Source organism: Asticcacaulis excentricus CB 48, assembly GCF_000175215.2.
GTDB lineage: Bacteria > Pseudomonadota > Alphaproteobacteria > Caulobacterales > Caulobacteraceae > Asticcacaulis > Asticcacaulis excentricus.
Genome location: NC_014816.1, coordinates 1,208,669 through 1,225,381, shown reverse-complemented (window position 1 = coordinate 1,225,381; position 16,713 = coordinate 1,208,669). Strand labels below are relative to the sequence as shown.

Annotated in this window: 16 protein-coding genes and 1 riboswitch; of the genes, 7 read left to right on the top strand and 9 right to left on the bottom strand. The window is 59.1% G+C overall.

Features of this window, described 5'->3' with window-relative positions:
• Window positions 1-61: 61 nt before the first annotated feature.
• Window positions 62-1,741 carry an amino acid kinase family protein gene (locus tag ASTEX_RS05810; RefSeq protein ID WP_013478680.1) on the bottom strand — a complete coding sequence of 560 codons (1,680 nt, stop codon included), beginning with the start codon at window positions 1,739-1,741 and terminating at the stop codon, window positions 62-64.
• Between the two features lie 162 nt (window positions 1,742-1,903).
• Here ASTEX_RS05810 and ASTEX_RS05805 point away from each other — a divergent pair, with 162 nt between their 5' ends.
• Window positions 1,904-2,800, top strand: coding sequence for a DMT family transporter (locus ASTEX_RS05805; protein WP_041658553.1), 897 nt, complete (start codon window positions 1,904-1,906; stop codon window positions 2,798-2,800).
• On the opposite strand, the gene ASTEX_RS05800 is transcribed toward ASTEX_RS05805, so the two are convergent.
• Entirely contained in the window at window positions 2,797-3,546 is a 750-nt protein-coding gene (locus tag ASTEX_RS05800; protein ID WP_013478678.1) for an SDR family NAD(P)-dependent oxidoreductase, read from the bottom strand. The two genes, ASTEX_RS05805 and ASTEX_RS05800, sit on opposite strands and share 4 nt — an antisense overlap.
• A complete protein-coding gene (locus ASTEX_RS05795; RefSeq protein WP_013478677.1) occupies window positions 3,543-4,016 on the bottom strand; it encodes a chalcone isomerase family protein in 474 nt (157 codons plus the stop codon). The genes ASTEX_RS05800 and ASTEX_RS05795 overlap by 4 nt, the downstream gene beginning before the upstream one ends.
• A gap of 175 nt (window positions 4,017-4,191) precedes the next feature.
• Window positions 4,192-4,297, top strand: a riboswitch (SAM riboswitch).
• Window positions 4,298-4,383: 86 nt separating this feature from the next.
• Here ASTEX_RS05795 and metX point away from each other — a divergent pair.
• Together metX and metB are read left to right on the top strand one after the other, a co-directional pair.
• Complete coding sequence (metX, locus tag ASTEX_RS05790; RefSeq protein ID WP_013478676.1) at window positions 4,384-5,367, top strand: homoserine O-succinyltransferase MetX; 984 nt, start codon at window positions 4,384-4,386, stop codon at window positions 5,365-5,367.
• A gap of 36 nt (window positions 5,368-5,403) precedes the next feature.
• On the top strand, window positions 5,404-6,567 hold the full coding sequence (metB, locus tag ASTEX_RS05785) for a cystathionine gamma-synthase (protein ID WP_013478675.1): 1,164 nt from the start codon (window positions 5,404-5,406) through the stop codon (window positions 6,565-6,567).
• Here metB and ASTEX_RS05780 read toward each other — a convergent pair.
• On the bottom strand, window positions 6,564-7,229 hold the full coding sequence (locus tag ASTEX_RS05780) for a GNAT family N-acetyltransferase (RefSeq protein WP_013478674.1): 666 nt from the start codon (window positions 7,227-7,229) through the stop codon (window positions 6,564-6,566). The two genes, metB and ASTEX_RS05780, sit on opposite strands and share 4 nt — an antisense overlap.
• Window positions 7,230-7,299: 70 nt before the next feature.
• Between ASTEX_RS05780 and mgrA the strand changes: the two genes are divergently transcribed.
• On the top strand, window positions 7,300-8,364 hold the full coding sequence (mgrA, locus tag ASTEX_RS05775; protein ID WP_013478673.1) for an L-glyceraldehyde 3-phosphate reductase: 1,065 nt from the start codon (window positions 7,300-7,302) through the stop codon (window positions 8,362-8,364).
• A gap of 71 nt (window positions 8,365-8,435) precedes the next feature.
• Here the strand turns inward: mgrA and ASTEX_RS05770 are convergent, their stop codons facing one another.
• A complete protein-coding gene (locus tag ASTEX_RS05770) occupies window positions 8,436-8,894 on the bottom strand; it encodes an organic hydroperoxide resistance protein (RefSeq protein ID WP_013478672.1) in 459 nt (152 codons plus the stop codon).
• Window positions 8,895-9,053: 159 nt separating this feature from the next.
• Between ASTEX_RS05770 and ASTEX_RS05765 the strand changes: the two genes are divergently transcribed.
• Window positions 9,054-9,503, top strand: a complete 450-nt coding sequence (locus tag ASTEX_RS05765; protein ID WP_013478671.1) for a MarR family winged helix-turn-helix transcriptional regulator — start codon at window positions 9,054-9,056, stop codon at window positions 9,501-9,503.
• A gap of 206 nt (window positions 9,504-9,709) precedes the next feature.
• Entirely contained in the window at window positions 9,710-10,585 is an 876-nt protein-coding gene (locus ASTEX_RS05760) for a DUF4349 domain-containing protein (RefSeq protein WP_013478670.1), read from the top strand.
• Between the two features lie 196 nt (window positions 10,586-10,781).
• Here ASTEX_RS05760 and ASTEX_RS05755 read toward each other — a convergent pair whose 3' ends face one another.
• Window positions 10,782-13,499, bottom strand: coding sequence for a TonB-dependent receptor (locus tag ASTEX_RS05755; protein ID WP_013478669.1), 2,718 nt, complete (start codon window positions 13,497-13,499; stop codon window positions 10,782-10,784).
• A 315-nt stretch (window positions 13,500-13,814) separates the two neighbouring features.
• On the opposite strand from ASTEX_RS05755, the gene ASTEX_RS05750 reads away from it, so the two are divergent.
• Entirely contained in the window at window positions 13,815-14,852 is a 1,038-nt protein-coding gene (locus ASTEX_RS05750; protein WP_245532536.1) for a phytase, read from the top strand.
• 86 nt (window positions 14,853-14,938) lie between these two features.
• Here the strand turns inward: ASTEX_RS05750 and proC are convergent, their stop codons facing one another.
• The 3 genes from proC to ASTEX_RS05735 all read right to left on the bottom strand — a co-directional run bounded on the left by proC (window position 14,939) and on the right by ASTEX_RS05735 (window position 16,665).
• The gene (gene proC / locus ASTEX_RS05745; protein WP_013478667.1) at window positions 14,939-15,739 is read right to left on the bottom strand and encodes a pyrroline-5-carboxylate reductase; all 801 of its coding nucleotides are present in this window, start codon (window positions 15,737-15,739) and stop codon (window positions 14,939-14,941) included.
• A 115-nt stretch (window positions 15,740-15,854) separates the two neighbouring features.
• The gene (locus tag ASTEX_RS05740; RefSeq protein WP_013478666.1) at window positions 15,855-16,388 is read right to left on the bottom strand and encodes a type III secretion system chaperone family protein; all 534 of its coding nucleotides are present in this window, start codon (window positions 16,386-16,388) and stop codon (window positions 15,855-15,857) included.
• Between the two features lie 40 nt (window positions 16,389-16,428).
• Complete coding sequence (locus tag ASTEX_RS05735) at window positions 16,429-16,665, bottom strand: accessory factor UbiK family protein (protein ID WP_013478665.1); 237 nt, start codon at window positions 16,663-16,665, stop codon at window positions 16,429-16,431.
• Between the last annotated feature and the right edge of the window lie 48 nt (window positions 16,666-16,713).

The window sequence follows — 16,713 nt, the reverse complement described above, 5'->3', positions numbered from 1 at the left end:
TTTTCGCAGGAGGAAAAGCCGTGAAATTCGGCTTTCCTGTCTTTTTACGGAGGTCGCGATCTTACCCCTTTAAACCGCGGGCGATGTCCAGGGTGTCGGCCAGCAGCGATTCCGAGGTCGGCCAGGCACCAGCCCCCTTACCCGTCACGTACCAGAACTCCCCGTTTTCCAGCTCGATAATAGCACGGTTTTGCTCGCCCTTGGCGCCCACCAAATAGTGATCGGCCGGAAGTTCCTCTAGCTTCATCGACACCTCAAGACCCTTTGAGGTCATGATCGCACGTGCCACGTAACGCAAGCCTTTGCCCTTAGGAATAACCAGCGACTCCGCCGTGATGGCCCCCACCTCAACGTGCACGGGCGTCACGCCGGGGAAGGCGATTTCGCGCAACAGGCGCAGCTTAGCGCCAACATCCGTGCCATCGAGATCGGCCGTTGAATCCGGTTCGGCAAAGCCCAGGCGGCGCGCCTCATCCATGGCCGCATCGAAGGTCTTACCCGCTTCCACCTGATCTATCACGAAGTTGGAGGTGCCGTTGACCACCCCGGCAATGCTCTTGACCTTATGCGACTTGACGGCACGCAGCAGGGCTTCGATTACCGGTGCCCCGCCGCCGACCGAAGCCGAAAAGGTGAGCGCCGCGCCCGACGCTTTCGCCGCGTCTTTCAGCTTGCCATGTACGGCGGCCACCGCTTGCTTGTTGGCAGACGTCACGCCGACGCCCAGTTTCAGAAACTGCTCCAGTAATTCCGCCGACGGCGAAACGCCAGTGCCAATATCGACAAACACATCGACATCGGCGCGGGCGAAACTGCGCGCGTCCGAGGTAAACTTACCGGCCAGCGGGTGATCGCGGCGCTTCGATGGATCACGCACCAGCACGCGATCAACCTCGATCAGGTCCGACCATTCGAGGCAGCGCTGCAGGAACATCGACCCGACGCCCCCCGCCCCCATCACCGCCACGCGGATTTTGCGCGCAAACCCCGGCGTCTTGCGCTCCGCCGTTTTGGCTCCCAGCACGGTTTCATAGCCGCGGGCCATGCCCGCGACTTCGACCTCAAGCCCATGTTCGTGCGCGTATTTCATGGCCTTGGCTTGCACAACGGGGAACGCAATCTTTTCGGCCTCATCCCATGACAGGGCAGCATAGGGCTTGGCCGTATCCGGATAGGTATTGGGATCGATGTCATAGACGGCATCGACGTCCTTATTGAGCCGCACGCGCGCCTCGACCCCGGCGTCGCGCAGGGATTTGGCGATAAAAACGGCGGTCAGATCGGAGCCGCCCCGGCCCAGAAGCACGGGCTCACCGGCGGCATTTTCCGCCACATAGCCTGGCACCACCACCAGGTCGCAGGCTTTCAGGTCGTTGACCAGCACGTCGGCTTTCAGGGTAACCGGCTGAGCATTGAAATGGTCGCCTTCGGCGGTCAGGCCGATTTCGGCCACCGAACGAAAGCGCGTCACGATCCCAGACCGCTCGCAGGCCATGGCGAACAAGGTCGCGGCCTTCATTTCCCCCGTCGCCAGCAGGTGCGGCGTGGCCGATGAGGCTGAGGCCTGCGTATAGCCAACGGCCAGGCGCATCAGCTGATCTGTCTCACCCTTGAAGGCCGAAATAACGGCAATCACCTTGTGCGCGTCGCGCACATAACGATAGACCTCGGACACGGCGCGGTGCAGGGCCGCTTCGGAGGTCAGAACCGAACCACCGAATTTTACGACAAGGGTAGACATGTTTTCAGATCCTTATTCCTATCGCCCTTACGGCAGGCGGGTGAGCATGGCGTTATAAGTCTTTTCAACGAATTCAAAGAAAAAAGATAAGGCACGCCCCGTTTTTCGTGTTAAGCGCGCGACGGCGGAGAGAAGTCGTTGCAACAGTATCTAAAATCATCTGTGAGTCTGAAGGCCTATGCGTGCCTGCTGATTGCCTCGATCCTGTGGGCGGGCAATATGGTGTCGGGCAAGCTAGCCGTGGGGCACATCAGCCCGGCCTTGCTGTCGGCCTCGCGCTGGATACTGGCGGCTCTGGTGATATTTGCCGTCTCAGTGAAACCGCTCCGCCGCGACTGGCCGGTCATCCGTCAGCACCTGCCACTGCTTCTGGCTTATGGCTTCTTCGGTTTCGCGTCGTTCAATATCCTTCTCTACACGGCGCTGGAACACACCAGCGCCATCAATGTTGTGATCGAAGACGCCGGTATTCCTCTGGTTATTATGGGGCTGAACTACGCGCTCTATCGCATCAAAGCGTCTTGGGCGCAGGTGGCGGGCTTTGGTGTCACCGCCATTGGCGTCATGTTGACGGCCACGCATGGCGATCTGCGTAATATCGTAAGGCTGGATCTAAATCTCGGCGATGCTCTTATGCTACTGGCGGTTGTCAATTACGGGGCCTATACGGTCGCGCTGCGCTATAAACCGGCGATCCACTGGCAAAGCCTTATGGCCATTCCGACCCTTGGCGCTTTAGGGGCCGCCATTCCCTATCTGCTGTGGATGTCACGCGACACCGGCATTGTCTGGCCCGACACCACGGGCTGGCTGATCGTGCTCTATACCGGACTGTTGCCATCACTGGTGGCGCAGGTCTGCTATGTGTGGGGTGTCGAACTGATCGGGGCCAACCGGGCCGGGCTGTTCATCAACACCATTCCGCTGTTCGGTGTGATCTTGTCAGTACTGATCTTGCGCGAGCCGCTGCACGGGTTTCACCTTTGGGCACTGGCTCTGGTCATTGCGGGTATCGTACTGGCCGAATCGGGCCGCCCGAAAGCCGCACAACCCACCTAACGCATCCCCTTGACAGCATTGAAATAAAGCCCGTCGGGCAGCAGGGCGAGTAGCTTGACCATCCGCGTGAAGCCCTTGGGGAAGTGGATTTCGAAGCGTTTACTGTCCAGTTCGCGGGCAATGGCGCGGGCGGCCTTTTCCGGCGTAATCATCATCGGCATCTCAAAGCCGTTCTTATCCGTGAGCCGCGTTTTGACAAAGCCTGGATTGATGACCTTGATATCTAGGCGGTCGCCGTGTTCGGCGCGCAGTGAGGTGGCCAGCGATATTACCCCCGCCTTGGTCGCCGCATAGGGCTGACCATTGGGCAGGCCACGATAGCCGGCAACCGACGCACACAAAGCGATCTGACCCTTTTCGGCCATGACCGGCAAGGTGGCCTCCACAACGTAGAAGGCCCCTTTCAGGTTGGTATCGACGATACGCCCCATATCACCAAGGTCGATCTGCCCCAGCTTCATCGGCGTGTAGGCCCCGGCAAAAAACAGCACCCGGTCAAGCGGCCCTACCGTGTCCTTCAGCCAAATGGCCGATCGGGCCACCGCCGGGCCGTCCGATACATCTAGCGGCAGGACACGATGCCCCCGGCCCTTCAGGCGCTTGCAGATCGTCTCTAGCGCCTCGGCATTGCGCGCCGACAGGATGATCTCCTCACCGCGCGCAGCCAGCCGTTCGGCCAGCGCTTCGCCTATGCCGCTGGAGGCCCCGATTATCCACGTGCGTTTGAATTTTTTTTGCTGGCTCATGCGTCCCCCAGAAGTTTGGCGCGCAGCGCTTTCGATGAGGTCCGGCTGCCCAGCCAGATGTCGAAGAACAGCCGTGTGAATTGCGTGTCGCGGATGGCACCGATGGCGCGGCCATTATGGATAAACTGAGCGTACCCGTCCGCGTTACGCACGCCCGCAATGTAGGCGCCCGAACGAATATCCGGAAAAATAGCGCTCATCTGCTGTCGCCACTCTTCCAGCTTGACCTTGTCCGAAAAGCCCTGCTTGCGGATTTCGGCGATCGAATGATCGACAATGTATCTGGCATTGAAACTTTTGAGGTAATCCAGTCGCAAGGCAAATGGCTTTTGCGGATCATAACGGCCATTGGGGGCATAGAGGCTGGCATCAAATATCGACAGGCCCAGCACGCTGTAGCGGCCCCTGCCGACTAGCTTGCCATCGGGCACGCCCGCTGGGACCTCTGCACGCACAGCAAAAGCGGTCATTGAAAGCGGCAAGGCGCCAAGAGTTGCCAAAAACGTACGACGTTTAACTTGGGTCATGAAGTCACTACGCACGACGACCGAAACCGGATGACCGGTTTAAGCGCTTCTTGTGCGGAGACACGTCATCTCCATCCCCTCTTGACGACAAAGCCGGGTTCGGCGCATAAGCTGACACAACTCATCGAGACCAGCCGAGGGACAGGCCCGACGACGCTGGGGCAACCACCGAAACTTCGGAATGGTGCCAACTCCTGCGGAAGTGCGCTTCCGACAGATGAGAGAAGCGACAGCGGTGGTGTGGCCGTGTCTTCTCCCGACTGGTCTGTTGAGTCCCTGTTTTGCACCGGACCACCGAGCTTTTACCCAGATGAGCTTTATCAAACCTCACGCCACACCCGATCTGAGCGGGACAGACATTCGCGTCGATATTCCGGACGATTTCCGGCTGCAAAGCGGACAAAAACTCGAACAGACCGACGTCGTGGCGCGCCTCTACGGCCCCGCCGATGGCCGCGTGGTGGTGGCCGCCGGTGGTATTTCTGCCGGACGCATACTGTTCGCGAAGGAAGATTCGACCGAAGCTGCCCCCGGTTGGTGGGAAGGGGTTGCAGGTCCGGGTGAGGCGCTGGACCTCAACACCTTCCGCGTGCTCTCAATCGAATTTGCGCCGCGTCTGCCTGCCTCTCAGGTTTACACTATCACCACACACGATCAGGCGCGGCTGGTGAAGCTGATCCTCGATCACCTGGCCGTCGCTCATGTTTTTGCCTTCATAGGGGCGTCGTACGGGGCGATGATCGGCCTGGCTTTTGCCGAGCTTTATCCAGACTATATCGACCGCGTCTGCTGCATCTCGGCCGCGCATCGGGCTCACCCTATGGCTACAGCCATGCGCGGCCTACAACGCCGTCTACTCAAGTTCGGGCTCGACACGGGCCGTGAGCAGGAAGGCATATCACTGGCGCGGCAACTGGCCATGACTACCTACCGTTCCGAAGCCGAGTTTTCCGAACGCTTTGACGGCCCCCCCCCGGACTGGGCGGGTGAAAATTACACGGTTTGCGGCTATCTGCGGGCGCGCGGCGATGCCTATGTGTCGAACGCGAATCGCTGGATTTCAATGTCAGATTCGCTTGATCGTCATCGCATCGATCCGGCCAAGATCAAAGCCAAGGTGTTTCTGGCCGCCGTGCCGACCGACCGACTGGTCCCCTATTCCGATATGCAGACCCTGAACGAGACGCTGACAGACAGCGTCTTTATCGAATTCCCCTCGCTTTATGGACACGACGCTTTCCTGAAAGAAATCAGTTTGGTGTCTGATATAGTTCGCAAATCACTTAAGGATTAGTCGGCTTCCCCAAGAGGAACGCTGGCAGGAACGAAAATGTCAAAAGATTATCTCAAAGACGCCAAACTCGGCACCAAGGTCATCAATATCGGCATCGACAGTGACCGTGCGCATGGCGCGGTCATGCCGCCGATCTACCTGTCATCCAACTATTCCTTCGCCGGTTTCGGACAAAAACGGGGCTATGACTATGCCCGCTCAGGCAATCCGACGCGCGACATCATCGCCGACGTGATTGCCGAACTGGAAGGCGGTGCGGGTGCGGTGATGACAGCGTCCGGGCTCGCGGCGCTGGACCTTCTGTGGCAGGACCTGCCCAACAAACGCGTGATCGTGCCGCACGATTGCTATGGCGGGACGCAGCGCCTGCTCAATGCCCGCCATCGTCAAGGGTTGATCGAAGTCGTCTATGTCAATCAGGGCGATGATGCGGCTGTGGAGTCCGCCCTGTCTCAGCCGGCGGGTATGCTGCTGCTGGAAACACCATCCAACCCGCTGATGCGCCTTATCGACCTCGAAAAGCTGATCGCGCTGGGCCACGCCGCCGGGGCCAAGGTCGCCGTAGACAACACCTTCCTGTCCCCGGCTCTGCAAAACCCCATCGCCTTCGGGGCCGACTTCGTCATCCATTCGACAACCAAATACATCAACGGCCATTCAGACGTCATTGGCGGCGCACTGGTCTGCACGACGGCAGAAGACGTCACCACCTGTCGCTGGTGGGCCAACTGCCTCGGTTCGACGCCAGGCGCGTTTGACTCCTACATGACCCTGCGCGGCGTGCGCACGCTTTTCGTGCGCGTCAAGCAGCAGCAGGAGTCGGCGCAGGCTATAGCCGAATTCCTTGATGCCCACCCCGCCGTGTCGCGCGTCTTCTATCCCGGCCTGCCCTCACACCCACAGCACGCCCTGGCTATGCGTCAGCAAAAGGGCTTCGGCGCCATGATGAGTTTTGAACTGGCCGGCGGGCTTGAGGCCGTCAAGCGCGTGTTTGACGTGATCGAACTGTTCAGTCTGGCCGAAAGTCTGGGCGGCGTCGAAAGCCTGATCGTGCATCCGGGATCGATGACCCACGCGGCCATGTCGCCGGAAGCGCAAGCCATGGCGGGGATTACTGAGGGCCTGCTGCGCCTGTCGATTGGCCTCGAAGACCCGACAGATCTCATTGCCGCACTCGACCGGGCCTTGCGGTTGGCCTAAGCCTGTTTGGTTTTGAGGCGGAAAATCTGGCGGCCCGTGCCATCGAAATTGGCCGGGTCGAGCCAGGCCTCGTAGGCCGAACGGATGCGCGGCCATTCCGAGTCAATGATTGAAAACCAAGCGGTATCGCGGTTTTCGCCCTTCGTCACCATGTCATTGCGGAAGGTGCCTTCGTAGGTAAAGCCGAACCGTTCTGCCGCGCGCCTAGACGCCTGGTTGGCGGCATTGCACTTCCATTCAAAACGCCGATAGCCCAACTCGTCGAACACATAGCGCGCCATAAGAAACACGGCTTCGGTGGCCAGCGCCGTGCGTTGCAAAGCGCGCCCAAACAGCACCGCCCCAATTTCAGCGCTGCCCTGCGCCTCGCGGATACGCATGAAAGAAGCCATGCCCATGATCGTGCCGTGCGGATCGATGATGACTTGTGTTTCCCAGCCTTCCTGTGCGCGTTTGGCTTCGAAATCGCGCTCAAAGGCCGCTTCGCCAATAAACGGACCGAGCGGCATGTAGCGCCACAGAGCGCCATTGGCCTCACCTCCGGCGACGGCATAAAGCCCCGCCCGATGACGCGCCCAGTCGAGCGGTTCCAGACGGCCATAACGGCCCGCAAAGGTCTTCGCCGCCGGTCGCGGACGCGGCGTCCAGTTTTCAAGACTCATGGCTCATCCCTACTTCCCAATCGCCCTAAACCATCATAACCCTAGCAGCAACGAAAACCGGGAGCCGTTCATGACCTATTCTGCAGCCACCACGCGCTATGACATCATGCCCTACCGCCGCTGTGGCGCTTCGGGCCTGAAACTACCCGCCATTTCGCTGGGGCTTTGGCATAATTTCGGCGATATTGACCGCCTTGATACACAGCGCGCTCTACTGCGCGCGGCCTTTGACCGGGGCGTCACCCACTTCGATCTGGCCAATAATTACGGCCCGCCAGCGGGGTCTGCTGAGGTGAACTTCGGGCGCATTTTTGCCGAAGATTTCAAGCCTCATCGGGATGAGCTGATCATATCGACCAAGGCCGGCTGGCAGATGTGGGACGGTCCCTACGGCTCGATGACCGGCACGCGCAAGCACCTTATCGCCTCATGCGACCAGAGCCTGAAACGCATGAGACTCGACTATGTCGATATCTTCTATTCGCACCGCCCCGACCCCCACACCCCGGTGGAAGAAACCATGGGCGCGCTGGCGACACTGGTTCAGCAGGGCAAGGCACTCTATGTCGGCATTTCCAACTATGGACCGGAACTGACGCAGAAGGCGGCCGATATTCTCAAATCTCTGGGTGTACCGCTGCTGATCAGCCAGCCGAACTATAGCCTGCTGGATCGCTGGATTGAGCCGGCGCTGCTGGAAACGAATGCGCGCAACGGCGTCGGCACTATTGTCTTTTCACCTCTGGCTCAGGGCTTTTTGAGCGACAAGTATCTAAGCGGTCTGCCCGAAGACTCACGCGCCGCCCGCCTCGACTGGGTGCGCGCCGGTCTGACCGACGCCAAGCTGGCTCTGATCCATAAGCTCAATGAACTGGCAAAGGCGCGTGGACAAACTCTGGCGCGCATGGCTCTGGCCTGGACATTGAAGGACGCGCGCGTCACCTCAACCCTGATCGGAGCGCGCACGGTTGAGCAATTGACCGACAGCCTCAGCGCGCTGGACAATCTCGCCTTTGATGATAACGAACTGACACAACTGGACCAGTTAACCCGCGAGGCCCTGCCCGGCATTTTCACCGCACCGCCGAAATCCACCGGTCAGGACCTGATCGACAACCCGCACTTCAAAGCCTGAAAAAAAGCGCCGGAGGTCGCTCCGGCGCTCTTATTTTTGAAGGGTTATGCGCAAAGCCTACTGCGCAAAGCCTACTGCGCGACGATCACCTCGCCTGACGCCGCCTTGTGGATTAGGGTGACGTTGATATTGCCGCGCGTGGCGTTCGAATAGGGGCAGACCACGTGTGCGGCTTCGATAAGGTCGCGGGCTGCTTCGTCGGGCACGCCGGGCAGGTTGACCGTGAGCGTGACTTCGAGGCCGAAACCGTTGGGAATCTGGCCGATACCGACCGCGGCGTCGATGGAGGCGTCAGCGGGAACGGCGACCTTCTTCTGACCGCCCACAAATTTCAGTGCGCCGATAAAGCAAGCCGCATAGCCCGAGGCGAACAGTTGCTCCGGGTTAGTGCCCTCCCCGCCACCGCCGCCCAGTTCATTCGGCGTCGAGAGCTTGACCGACAGGCGGCCATCAGGGGTGGAAGCGGTGCCTTCGCGGCCACCGGTAGCCGTAGCGTGAGCGGTATAAAGCGCGGTGATCGAGGTGGTCATGGTCAGGTTTCCTTTGCAATTAGGGTAAGTGAAGAACCGCCAGCGGCGTGTCTGAAATCTAGATAGATTGTGCACAATCTTTTGTCAATTGCATTGCGCGCAATTTAATTGATTTTAAGCGATATTTGTGATATCCCTTTGCCAAGTCAGGAGAAAATCATGCCCTCGCCCCTCATCCCCGCGGAAATGCGGCTTGAAAACCAGATCTGCTTTGCGGTCCATAGCGCGGCGCACGCCTTTGCGCAGGCCTATAAACCTCTGCTGGAACCCATGGGCCTTACCTATCCGCAGTATCTGGTCATGCTATTGCTGTGGGAGAAAGATGATCGTTCGGTGAGCGAACTGGGCACGCCGCTGTTTCTCGATTCCGGCACGCTGACGCCGCTGCTCAAACGTCTTCAGACGCAGGGCCTGATCGACCGCACCCGCGACCCCAAGGACGAGCGCGTCACCCGCATCACGCTGACGGAAAAGGGCAAGGCTCTAGCGGCACAGGGACAATCCATCCCGCAGGCCATGCTCTGCGCCATGGGCAATATAGACCTGCCTCACTTGATCGCGCTGCGTGATCAGGTCAAGGCCTTGGGCCACACCCTGCGTGCCGCCTGACTGAGATTTTGCCGCATTGGCGACACAATGCGACCCGGGGCTCAGCGCTGCTTTTCGATAAAACCAAAACAGATCAATGCCATCACAACCAAATCACGACATTATCACGTAAACGTGATAATGTCGTGAAAATGACGTGATTCCAGCGCGAGATGAAGGCCGCCGCTCTCGACTGCGGCATCAACCTTCGTTTTGGGGAGCCCCTAATGTCGCCTCGTTTGTCCGGCCGTCTGGCCGTCGTTCTGCTGTCCGCGTCCTTGCTCACCGTGTCGGCCTGTTCCAAACCCGCCGAAGAAATGACCACGACCGAGGACGCAGCCCCCACCGCTGCCGAACCTGACACGACGCCTTCACAACGCGTCGATCCGGCCTCGGTTCCCCAACTGACCTATGATTATCGTTTTGATCTCAGCGCGCCCGATAAAACGGTCAGCGGCATGATGGAGGGCCATCGCGAGGCCTGCACCGTGGCCGGCCTTACCATCTGTCAGGTTCTGTCCCTGAGCAGTCAGAATACTGGGAAAGACGGCCAGTTCCACACCCTGACTCTGCGCGCCACGCCGCAATGGATTGGCCTCTTCCGCAAAAATCTCAATAACGAACTCAAGGCCACCGGCGCGGCCATCGAAAGCCAGAGCATTGCCACCGAAGACCTCAGCCTGAGCCTCATTGACACTGAGGCGCACATCAAGAACCAGACGGCCTTACGCGATAATCTGCAGGCAACGCTACGCAGTCATAAAGGAAAGATGAATGAAGTCATCGAGTTAAAGCAACAACTGGCCACAATCCAATCCGATATCGACAGCGCACAAACAGCCGTCGCCACGATGAAAAAGCGCGTCGCCATGTCAAAGCTGACCTTGACCTATCGTCCGGCCTCGGCGGTTGCCGTAGATGGCACCTGGGCGCCTCTGAAATCCGCGTTGTCGGATGTCGGCCCGAACATGATCTCGGTGCTGACCGTTATGGTCGCCGTGGCGGGCTACCTCCTGCCTTTAGGCCTGATCGCCGCGCCGGTCGTCTGGTGGGCCCGTCACCCGCGCAAGACGACAAAACCTACTCGGAACGGCAACACCTAACCTGAGCAAAGAAAAAAGCACCGCATCGAATTCGATACGGTGCTTCCTTTCCGGGATCGAGGCATTGCGGCCTCCCCCCGCTCAAAGGATTTTAGAGCATTCGTCGGCTCATTTGCGCCGCCGCCAAATGGCTCTAAGTTTTTGTTCGGTCGCGCAATTTTTCTGAAAAGTGGAGTCCAGTTTATCAGATTGCGCTCTAGAAGTTGAAACGCACACCGGCGACGTAGCGCGGGCCAAAACGTTCGAACTCGATCGGATTGGTCGAAACCGTGCCGTAACGGCGCGCGCCCTGATTGCGCAGGTTCGAGCCATCGAAGTACCATTCCAGATTCTTGTTGATCTGGTAGCGCACCGACAGATCGACTTCTTCATCGTCGTCCCAATAGATGTCGCCGTTATCGGAGGGCACGGCGACGCCGCCAACCATGGTGTAGCCACCGATGTCCTGTATCCAGGCCGTGCGGTACTGATAGGCGAGACGCACGGTAAGGCCGTACTTTTCATAGATCATCTGGAGGTTATAGACACCTTCCGACGTGCCCGGCAATTCAGCCTTGCGCGCCGGCACGATGTTCGGAGCCGCCTTGGTGCCGACATTGTAAGCGGGAATGGTGACTTCCGAGTCCGCGAGCGTGGCCGAAGCCTTCACGCCGAAACCGCCCAGCCAGTCCGACCAACCGAGGTCTTCAACCAGCTTTTCCGCACTGTAGGAGGTAAACAGTTCCACACCCGACAACTTGCCATCACCGCCGTTACGCAGCGTAGTTAAGATATAGTCCGAACGGTTGGTGGTGCCTGAATTCAGGATGTCAGAGCCGAACGTGGCTGACTGGTTGAACAGAACGTCCTGAATGTCCTTGTAGAAGAAGCCCGCCGATACGAAAGCGGAGTCGCCATAGTATTCCAGATAGGCGTCAAAACCGGTCTGCTTTTCGGGCTTGGCGTCGGGGTTACCGCCCGAAACCGTTTGGTTCGAGTCTGAATAGGTGAAGTTCGGACGCAGATCGTCATAATCAGGACGCGACGCCGTGCGGTTCAGCGAGAAGCGCGCCTTCAGCTTATCCGTCACGTTCCAATTCAGGTGAACGCTGGGGTAGAACAGGGTTTCATCGCTGGAAGTCTCAAGATACTTCGCTAGAGCCGTCGAATAGGCACGGCCGTCGTTTTTGATGTTTTCGATGCGCGTACCGTAAACGATATTACCCCAGTCAAAGGTGGTGGTGGCCATCAGGTAGGCAGCCGCCTGCTTTTCGTTGATCTTCCAGTAGTTCGACGTCGTGGCTGACATGTCGCGCACGGCGGCACCGGCATTGATATACTGATCGACAAGATCGTTCGTCAGGGCCTGATTGGTGTAACGGAAGGTGTAACCCAGCGCCTGCTTGCCCTTGTACGGATCGTCAATGGCCAGCGTACCCCAGCTCGGCACCGAGAAGCCCTTGGCGGTCAGGCTCGCCGGGGTGGCCGTGTAGGTCTCGTTTTCGTTCTTCTTGTTACGCGCCGTGTAGAGGGCACCGAACTCCACCTTAGTCGGCAGGCCGAACAGCTCGGTTTGACGGACAAAGTCGATCTTCGCGGTGTACGCCTGCGTGGTTTCACCACCGGCGACGCGACCGATCGAGGTCAGCGGAACATTGAATTCTTCGGCCGAGAAGACGCGGTCGCCCTGGGTACGCGCCGAGGTCGTGCCACCGGTACGGAACAGACGCACGATGTTCTGATCGCCATTGCGGAAATCATAAATGGCGGTCGGACGATCCAGAAAAGACGACGGGCTCTGGAAGGCGGCGGTAACCGGCGTATCTCCGCCATTCAGACCCAACGTATAGTTCAGCCGCCACGACACGTCGTAGCCGTACCAGTTGCGGTGCTCACCGCCCAGAGTGTTGGTCGCAAGGATTTCTTCTGAGTCGCGGTAGTCGATACGACCGTTCAGCCGCGCGCCATAAACCGTACCGAACTTGGGGTCGGCGGCGGTGAAATTGGCATCCGAATTATAGGCAACACCGGCGGCATTGGTGCCCTGATCAAGACGCACGATCCAGTTGTCTCGCAGTTCGTCGTCTTTGAAAATCGTCCAGATCGACGAGGCGAAAAGGGTATTGTTGTCGTCGATCCTGTAATCGGCACGCAGCGAGGCCGAAGAGTTGTAACGCGTCAGGCGGTAGTTCTTGTATTCAAACTCACGGGCGAAAGTCTTGCCCGGAGCGGCAGCGCGCTGAACCAGGTACGGATCGGTTTCCCAGTTTTCCGTCGCCATGTTGCGGCGATAATAGGAGGCCTGAGCGACGATGCCCAGTTTGCCGTCCATGAAGATGTTGGAATAGACGAGGTTGGCATCGACCTCTTCGCCACCACCCAGGGTGACGTGGCCGAGACCCAGCTTGCCCGTAATCTTCTGACCTTTATAGTCGAAAGCACGGCGCGTGCGGATGTCGATATTGCCGGCGACCGTATCGCCCGGCATAGAAGGTACAATAGCCTTCTGAACCATAATCTGCGAGGCAATGGCCGACGGGATGTTATCGAAACGCGAGTCACGACCTTCGGCCGAAACGACCGACAGGCCGTCGAACGAGATGGTCGCCCACTTGCGCGGCATACCGCGCAGGTTGACGTAGCGGGCCTGACCCTGATCGCGCTCCAGACCGACGCCCGGCAGACGGCCTATGGCGAAGGCAATGTTCTGATCCGGCAGGTTACCGGCATCATCGGCCGATAGAACGCTGACCAGCGAATCCGACTGACGCTGAGCCTTCAGCGCGGCCGCATCAGATTCGGCCAGCGGACGGCGCGCTGTCACAACAACTTCGGTGACCTCTTCGGCGTCAGCGGCCTGAACCACGGCCGGAACAGCAACAGCGGCGAGCGGCGCGATCGCCGCCGTCATCGCAAGAAACTTCACGGTTTTCATCTCAAATCCCCAGTGATTTGGCCTGGCAAAAAATCTTTGCTTCAAAGCCCCTGTGGTCCGTCTATTCAGGCTGGGCGACGGTTCGAATACAGTTTTGTGAAGCTTTTGTGACGGCATCGCAAAGGGGATACACTGTGACATTAGATGCACAGTTCAGCATATCGCATGAACGACAACACGCATTACTTAAATGGGGTGTGCTTTTTTATTCTCCGTGCTAAGAGCGCGAAAATGAGCACATAGAGGTGTACGCAAATGCTTTCCAGACAGACGTTTAAACTTTTTATGACAACAACTCTTTTATGTGTCGCTTCAGTGCCTTTGTCCGCCTGTGTGCACCCAGAACTGATCTCCGACTCTGCCAAGATGACGCAGGGCACGGGCACGCCGGTACTGGCGGTGACGGAAACTACGGCGGTCGGCACCGTCAATCTGGACTCGGCGGACGATCCTGAAATCTGGGTCGATCCGTCGGATTCCAACCGCGTGGTGATCTATGGCACCGACAAAAAGGCGGGGCTTTACAGCTACGACCTGAATGGAAAGGTGATCGACTTCCTCACCGTCGGTCCGATGAACAATGTGGATCTGCGCAACGACGCACTGGGCCTGCCGGTGGTGGTCGCCGCCTCTGACCGCATCGGCAATGGCGTACGTTTCTTCAAGCTCGATCCGGCGACGTTGAAAACAACGGATTGGGGCTTTGCGTCACTGGCCACCTCTGAGGCCTATGGTTTCTGCCTCGGTAAAACGACGGCGGGGGATCTGGTCGCCATTATGGTGGGCAAGAACGGCGATGTGGCTCAAGCCACGGTCAGCGTTGCTGCGGGCAAGCCGGTCCTGAGCGAAACGCGCCGCTTCAATGTCGGCACGCAGTCCGAAGGCTGCGTGGTGGATGACGTCAACCAGACGCTTTATATCGCCGAAGAAAACGCCGGCATCTGGATGTACAGCCTTGATCCTGCAACGGGGCCGCAGCGCAAGGCGCTGGCCAGCTTGCCGTCGGACGTGCTCAAAGCCGATGTCGAAGGCCTGACCCTGCTGCGTGATGGCCAAAAAACCTATCTGATCGCCTCGTCACAAGGCGACTCGGCCTTTGCCGTCTGGCGCGTGGAAGGTTCACCCGTCTATCAGGGCCGCTTCTCGGTCTTCCCCGGTAGTGGCATCGACGCCGTGACGGGGACGGATGGGGTCGCGGCCCTGGGCGGGCAGGTCGGCCCCTACACCAAGGGTATCGTGGTCATGCAGGACGACATGGACACCGAAGGCGAAGCGCTTTCGACCACCCGTGCCCGGCAAAATTTCAAGATCGTGGACTGGAAAGAGATCGAAGCGAAACTCAGCCTCAAATAAGAAAGACAAAGCCCCGCCAACTGAGTTGACCCCCAAAAGTTGGACACCAGCTTTTGGGGATCAGTTCAAACCCGGCGGGGCTTTGCTTATCCGAGTTCCTTGGAGCGTTTCTGCGCGGCCAGTACCGCTGCCGTGACGAGCTCCGTGAGCCCCTGCTTCTCCTGACGCAGCACCTTCAGCGCCGCTTCGGTGGTGCCGCCGGGCGAGGCGACCTTACGAATAAGGTCTTCGGGGGCTTCGCCCGTCTGATCGAGCAGATTGGCCGCCGAAATCAGGGTGGCGCGGGCCAGCGTTTTTGCATCAGCGGCGGTCAGGCCAGTTTCCAGGGCCGCCTGCTCCAGCGCCGCCACAAAGGCGTAGACATAGGCCGGCCCCGACCCCGACACAGCCGTTGCGGCGTCGATCAGGTCTTCGTTACCCAGCACCACCGTCGCCGCCATCGGCGAGAAGAGGTCGGACGCCGCCTGTAAGGCTATGCCCTCGAGCGCATAGAGGCTGGCCACGCCCTTCCCAGTCGCGACACCCGTGGTCGGCATGACGCGCGCGACTCTCAGAGGAGCAAACACGCTGCTGAGGTCTTCAGTCCGTACTCCGGCCATCACCGAAATCAGCGTCGCCTCCGGATTGAGATTGCCATCAAGAATCTGCGCCGCCCCGCGCCAGCTCTGCGGCTTGACGGCGATGATGACCGTGAAGGCGTCGCGCCACACTTCAGGGGCCGGGTTGAGCCGCGCCCCCAATCCGGCATAGGCTTGCGCCTCTTCGCCGGGGCTGAGGTCAAGAATTATCAGGTCGGACGGCGCGACATGGCCTGCAGCACGCATCCCCTTGAGCATGGCCGACCCCAGCGCCCCGGCCCCGATTAGAAGTATGGGTTTCGCCAGCATTGATGAACCTCAATAAATCTTGAAAAATGCGTAAAACGCCGACAGGCCGCCCCGAGGCATTTTTCACCGTACAGACCACAAAAATGTACCTGAAGGGCACCTTTTGTCTAAGTGTTTATGCCTCTCCGATCGTTTCGAACAGGCAGGCTTCCAGCGCCGCTTCGGCTGTGTTCGCGCCCTTGAAGAGGAAGTCAAAGGCCGGATAGAAGCGGTCCACGGCTTCGGCGGCGACATTGATCATGTGTGCAGTCTGCACCTGACCGGGGCGCTCCATCGGGCTTGACAACAGGGTGTGGCGGAACACGATATCGGCGGGCAGACGCCCCGCTTCGCGCATTGCCTCTTCGTCTTCATAGATTTCGAAGTGGCCGAACCAGACGCGCTGATTGACCAGTGACAGCAACGGATGGATGGACGGAACCTTCGCAGGATCGAAGCGCAGATCGAGCGACGAACACAGTTGCAGGCACTCCCCTTCCGGACGGCAAGAGAACCACATGTCGTGCGACTTCCATAACCCAGCCAGTGAGAACAGCACCTCGCCATCAGGCGTCCGCTCAAAGGTCAGGCCTTCGTCGGTGAGGATCGCTTCGACCAGTTCGAGCGGATCAGAAGTCGTGTCGGTATAGTCAGCCTGAGGCAGATCCATGATAGATACAGGTGTCCTGAGAGAGGTCCAGAAGGCGGGATTACTCAGCCTTGGATTTGAGGCTCTGGATTTCCAGCTTCAGTGCGGCGATTTCGGCCAGCATGACCTCCTTCATCGCCTCAAATTCATCACGGCGGATGAGGTCCATATCGGCGACGAAGCGGTCGCCCTGGGCACGGAAGGCGGCCTTGGCCTCGTCACCGGCGGCCTGAGCCAAAGACATGGCGCTGGTGGAGAGCTTGGCGAATTCGTCGAGGAAGGGGTTTTTCGACTGCATGGGAAAATCCTTGCGGATAAAGGCCCGGAAAGAGCCTCAAATGAGTTG